Here is a 3,057-nt window from a genome sequence, read left to right on the forward strand (position 1 = left end):
GACCTCGACGAGGCCGTGGCCGCCGCCGGGCGGCCGCCGCGGCGGCGGCCACGGCCTCGTCGAGGTCGCCGTCGCCCTCGGGCCCGGCCGCGAGCGCGGTGGGCGCGGGCACCGTCGCCACGCCCGCGCCGGTGCCGCCCTCCAGCGGCACCAGGAGGACCACCGAGAGCCGCCGCTCGACGGTGTGGCCGTTGGTGGTGAGCGTGGAGTTGGCCCAGCGCACGACGGCCTCGGACGTCTCGCGGACGAGGGCGACGGCCGATGCGCCCGGCACCCGGCGGGCCGCGATCTGCAGGGCCCGCTCGACCAGCGTGGATCCCGGCGCGCTCACGACCCGCTCCCGGTGTTGAGGACGGTGACGCCGCGCAGCAGCGCCGACGGGCACCCGTGGCTGACCGGCGCGACCTGGCCCGGTTGCGCCTTGCCGCAGTTGAACGCGCCGCCGAGGCGCCACGTCGAGCGCCCGCCGACCGCCTCGAGCGAGCCCCAGAAGTCCGTCGTCGTCGCCTGGTAGGCCGCGTCGCGGACCTGGCCGACGATCTTCCCGCCGCGGATCCGGTGGAACCGCTGGCCGGTGAACTGGAAGTTGTAGCGCTGCATGTCGATCGACCACGAGCGGTCGCCGACGATGTAGAGCCCGTCCTCGACGCCGTCGATGAGCGCCGCGGTCGACCGGTCGGTGTCGGGGTCGGCGCGCAGCGACACGTTCGCCATCCGCTGCAGCGGTACGTGCTCGGCGGAGTCGGCGTAGGCGCAGCCGTTGGAGCGCGGCAGGCCCAGCCGCGGCGCGAACGACCGGTCGACCTGGTAGCCGACGAGCACGCCGTCGCGCACGAGGTCGAACTCCTGGGCGGCCACCCCGTCGTCGTCGTAGCCGACGCTGGCCAGCCCGTGGGGGACGGTGCGGTCGCCGGTGACGGTGAGGACGTCGCTGCCGTAGCGAAGCGTCCCGAGCTGGTCCGGCGTCGCGAAGCTGGTGCCGGCGTAGGCCGCCTCGTAGCCGATCGCGCGGTCGTACTCGGTGGCGTGCCCGATCGACTCGTGGATCACCAGCCACAGGTTGGTGGGGTCGATGACGAGGTCGGTCGGCCCGGCCTCGACGCCCGGGGCGCGCACCTTCTCCGCGAGCAGCTCGGGCAGCTCGGCGAGCTCGGCGTCCCAGTCCCAACCGGTGCCGGTGAGGTACTCCCACCCGCGCCCGACGGGCGGGGCGAGCGTGCGCAGCGTCTCGAAGCCGCCGCCGGCCCGGTCGACGGTGGTGATCGTGACGTCGGGGTCGACCCGGACGCGCTGCTGGGTGGTGCGGGTGCCGGCGAGGTCGGCGTAGAACGTCTGCTCCTTGACCTGCACGCAGCTCGCGGCGACGTGGTCGACGCCCGGCACCGCGAGCAGCCCGCCGGACCGTTCGGTGAGCAGCGCGATCTTGTCGGCGACGTCGACGGCCCACGGGTCGACGTCGTACGGCGAGACCCACGTGGCGTCCCGGTAGACCGGCTCGTCGGCCAGCACGACGCGCTCGGTGGCGAGGGCGGAGAGCGTCCTCGACACGTCCAGGGCGCGCTGCGCGGTGGCCGCGGCGGTCTCCGGGGTGAGGTCGACGTGCGCGGCGAACCCCCACACCCCGTCGCGCAGCACCCGCACCGCGAGCCCCCGGGTGTCCTGGTCGGCCGCGACGACGACGCGCCCGTCGCGGAGCTCGAGGTGCTGCGTGCGCAGGCGCTGGACGCGCAGGTCGGCGTGCTGCGCGCCGCCGCGCCGGGCGGCGTCGAGGGCGGCGTCGGCGAGGAGGGTCAGGGGCAGCGCGAGGAAGTCCTGATCGACGGCCCGCTCGACCGTCCCGGTGCTCTCCACGGGCGACGAACCTACCCGCGGACGTCGACCGGGTTCTGTCTCAACCGCCCCGGACCCACCGACCGGTGACCGGGTCGATGGTCGGCGCGGGCGGCACCGGCCCCTCGTCCCACGACGGCGCGGGCAGCTCGGTGGTCGTGGCGGAGCCGTCCTCGTGCAGCTCGGTGACCACGTCGGCGCGCCCGTCGCCGTCGGTGTCGGTGACGAGGTCGAGCGACACCGGGCCGGCGACCACCGCGGTGTCGGCGCGCCCGTCGGCGTCGCTGTCGACCGTCGCCGGACCCACGGCGTGTGGACCGTCGGGTGCGGGCACGAGCAGGTCGGCGGCGCCGTGGTCGCCCGGGTCGACGTGCACGTCGGGCAGGAGCTCCATGCCCGGGGAGGCTAGGTCGCGGCCGCCGGGCGTGGGTCCGGTTCCGGGGAATCCGCCGGCTCCACCCGGTCGCGCAGCATCGCGAGGCGGCGCAGCAGCGTCTCGGCGCGGTCGCGGCCGTCGCGCGCCTCGGCCGCGGTGCGGGCGGCGGCCCGGTCGGCCTCCGCGCGGTCGGCGCCCGCGTGGCGCACGGCGCGCTCGGCGGCGACGACGGCGTCGTCGAGGTCGCGGGCCCGGTCGGCGAGCGCGGCGTCGAGCGCCAGGGTCACCTCCCGCTCGGTGGTGATCAGCGCGTCGGCGACGACGCGGTCGAGGTCGCCGCGGACCTCGGCGAGGGCCTCCACCGACCACTGACGCAGGTGGGCGCGGTCCGCGGCGAGCCGCCGGGCCCGGGCCACCCACCCTGCGGCGCCCAGCCCGAGGCCCACCGACACCGGGACGAGGGCGGCGCCCAGCGCGACCGGGGCGATCGGCACCGCGAGCAGGGGCAGCAGGGCGAGCCGGGACAGGCCCAGCCCGCCCGACGCCCCGGCCACGACCAGCAGGCGGTCCTCCGCGGGACGGGCCCGGGGCGCAGGGACGAGCGCCGACCCGGCGGGCTCGACGGGCTCGGCGACCCGCAGCGCCGGCAGCTCGTCGGCGGGCACGAGGTCGGCGAGCGTCGCGGTGACCAGCGCGCGCAGCCGCCGTCCCAGGCCGTCGAGGACCTCCGCGGCGAGCGCCTCGACCTCGGCGGCCAGCTCGCGCGGCACGGCAGCGAGCCCGGCGGCGACGGCCTCGTCGATGCGCGCGCGGACGGCCGTGCCGAGGGCGCGGACGCGGGCGGCGAGGTC

2 protein-coding genes and 2 pseudogenes are annotated in these 3,057 nt (G+C 77.5%); all 4 read right to left on the bottom strand.

From position 1 onward, the window contains the following. A pseudogene (locus ABD994_RS30855) lies at positions 1-331 on the bottom strand (hypothetical protein); the annotation flags it as partial. Continuing rightward, positions 328-1,851 (bottom strand): TldD/PmbA family protein, encoded by a 1,524-nt coding sequence (locus ABD994_RS30860; protein ID WP_345425424.1) that lies wholly within the window; start codon positions 1,849-1,851, stop codon positions 328-330. The gene ABD994_RS30860 and the pseudogene ABD994_RS30855, both read right to left, overlap by 4 nt. Positions 1,852-1,891: 40 nt before the next feature. Next, the gene (locus tag ABD994_RS30865) at positions 1,892-2,224 is read right to left on the bottom strand and encodes a DUF6802 family protein (protein WP_345425427.1); all 333 of its coding nucleotides are present in this window, start codon (positions 2,222-2,224) and stop codon (positions 1,892-1,894) included. A gap of 11 nt (positions 2,225-2,235) precedes the next feature. Continuing rightward, positions 2,236-3,057: pseudogene (locus ABD994_RS30870) on the bottom strand (hypothetical protein); the annotation flags it as partial.

It is taken from the genome of Actinomycetospora chlora, from assembly GCF_039542135.1.
Classification (GTDB): domain Bacteria; phylum Actinomycetota; class Actinomycetes; order Mycobacteriales; family Pseudonocardiaceae; genus Actinomycetospora; species Actinomycetospora chlora.